The sequence below is a fragment of the Streptococcus sp. 1F3 genome, from assembly GCF_054968985.1.
In genome coordinates this window covers 2,647-5,194 of record NZ_JBUEQR010000047.1, presented here as the reverse complement: position 1 = coordinate 5,194, position 2,548 = coordinate 2,647, and the positions used below count along the sequence as shown (strand labels likewise).

The following is a 2,548-nucleotide window of genomic DNA, read 5'->3' as shown; positions in this document are numbered from 1 at the left end:
TTGAGGTAGGAAACCCGCCCATTACCATAAGTATAAGTTTCCTTGCCTTTCAAGTCCCGGTCATAGGTCTGGAGTACCTCGGTATGCTTGCGGTTGACATCGTTGACATAGTTCCGCTCTTCGTAGTAGTTAAAGCGATCCTCCCGTGTGGTGTAAGGAATGAGAACCTCTTTGACCTCACTCGCATAGGTCACTTGACCCTCACCCGGCAGATCTCCAAGCTCTGGTGGGTTGACCACTAGCCCCTCCTTGGTCGCACGGTCTTTCGCCACTTTCTGGTGGTAGGCAGTCGACACATCATCAAAAATCTCATGCCAGATGGTCCCCACCGTCTGTGGTAGGGTAGACAGTGCCTGTAAGACATTCTGACTAAAGCCATACCCGAAGAGACTAGGCTCCTCCCCATTCGGGGCAGTATAAGGAGATTTCTTCTTCTCCTCTCGCTTGAAGAGTTGATAAGTGTGCTTGCCCTCCTTACGACTAGCGGTAAAGACCCGATTGTCATCCCCGTCATAGAGGGCTGCCATCAGAAGCCCCTCCTTGTCCTTAACCGCAAGGAGTCGATTTTCGGTATCGTAGATGTAGTCTAGCTTGTCATCCTTCTTCTTAGATGAGATGCGGTTGCCATTCCTGTCGTAGGTATAGGTCGTTATACCGTCCTTGTTTTCTAGTTTGGTTAGGCGGTTATTGTCATCGTAAGTGAAGCGGGTCTCTTCTTCCTTGCCCTCTACTTCTTCTGTACTAGTCAGCTTGTTTCCTGCTAGGTCATAAGTGTAGGTGAGTTTCGATAATTCCCTACTTGACCGTGATAATCAGTATATTACGTAACATGTTCTACATAATAAAAATGATTTATCTTTCTGTATTTTTATTTTACTTTTACGAATAAAGTAAGTAGAGAGCAGTTTTATCACTTATCTTGCTTTTATATGACAACATGTAAAAGCATAGTGGTGATGTAGAAAACACCTATGGAGAGAAGCTCCATAGGTGGGCGGGGAGCTAGGAAAGAGAGGACGGAAAACGATACATTATATCCAGCGTTTTCAAAGTCCTCGATAAACTAGCTCAATCGCCAACAGCACCACGAAAAATCTTTTCAATCAACTAAATAAACATTGAAAGACTTCTTCTTCCCTCCAACAACATATTTTTCAACATCGCCATCCCACCACTCAACAGTGTCTTTAAGAATATCTAAAAATATCTGTTTTGAAGTTAGATTATCTCCCAATAACTTTGAATAATTTGTAATTATTAGGAGATACGATTCATAATTCAACCAACTTAAATCTCCTAACCAATCATAAACTGCATCCCAATTATAAACATCTGGCATATCAAATAATACTTTTAAATTATTAAGTAACTCTTCCTCAGTTTGGATTCGATTTCCATCTAATTCTACATAATATATATCTTCTGATTTATTTATCGGAAATTCTTGATTGTAAAAAATTTTATTCATAGTTTCCTCACTTTATTTTTATAAACGAACCAGCTTTATAGTGATCATCTGTATAATATACACTCCCATCACTACCACGTACAAGTCGCTCTGCATCACGATCTAACCCAGCAATTTTTGAATTCACATCGTATTCTTTATAAGTAATTTTATTTCCTGATGAGTCAAACTCTGGCAAAATAGCGCCATCATTTCTATATTTTCTACCAGCATTTGTTCCAACACTTTGCCCTTTATAATTTCCTTTCCAATCAACTCCATCATATCCTTTATAAGCATCTTGTACGTTCTGAGGTAGTTCATCTATTGATTTAGTTCCTCTTAATCCTTTTACCGTATCCTGTACATCATCCACAGTCTCTGCAACTTTCAGAGAATCTTTGGTATCATCAATCCTATCTACAGCTTTCAAGGCTTTAGAAGCATCACTAATATCATCAACTGTATCAACAACTTTTCCTGCTTTCGCTAACTTCCCTAATTTTGCAACCGGAATTGCTAAAGTAGCTACATCAATAGTAAGCCCTAAGCCTGCCAACCAGCGGTTGGCTTCCTCACCTGTTACAGGGTCTTGTCCTGTCCAAAGACGTTTGACATTATACCAGCCACTAAGTTCACCACCAAGAGTCTTAAGAAGTCTCAATCCCTCTGCCCTTCTTGCTGCTAGCTCTTCCTCAGTCAACACTTTCGATTTAGCAGTAACTTTGGGCTGATAGCGAGAGCTTGGTCCAGCAGGGCTATCCCAACTGGCAGCACCACCTAGGTTCACTTCATAATGTGAACCACTTGTGCGTTTGGAGCTACCTTTTTTCGCTTTCGATTTGGCAGAGGCATTCGACTGATAACGGGAACTTGTGCCAGCCGTGCTATTCCAGCTGGCAACTCCTCCCCCTCCAAAGCTGACAGGTTTAGGAGATACCCCTGTATCTTTTGCCTTAGTGGTTTTTGGATCGCAGACATGGCGAATAGTTTCCTCCAAGGATTTTGTCCAATTGCGAGCAATATTTTGGGCTTCTCGGGTAACGGATTGTCCCCAGTCATAGACAGATTGTCGCAAGGCTCTAGCTTGTTGCCAAAGAT

Annotated in this window: 3 protein-coding genes; all 3 read right to left on the bottom strand. The window is 41.8% G+C overall.

Annotated elements, in window-relative coordinates:
- Positions 1 to 527 (bottom strand): hypothetical protein (locus ACVPON_RS04655; protein WP_462876654.1); only part of this gene is annotated, 527 nt, incomplete at its 3' end.
- Positions 528 to 1,099: 572 nt separating this feature from the next.
- Entirely contained in the window at positions 1,100 to 1,468 is a 369-nt protein-coding gene (locus ACVPON_RS04650) for a barstar family protein (RefSeq protein WP_462876652.1), read from the bottom strand.
- Positions 1,469 to 1,475: 7 nt separating this feature from the next.
- Positions 1,476 to 2,548, bottom strand: a 1,073-nt coding sequence (locus ACVPON_RS04645; protein WP_462876650.1) for a pre-toxin TG domain-containing protein, incomplete at its 5' end; no start/stop codon positions are given.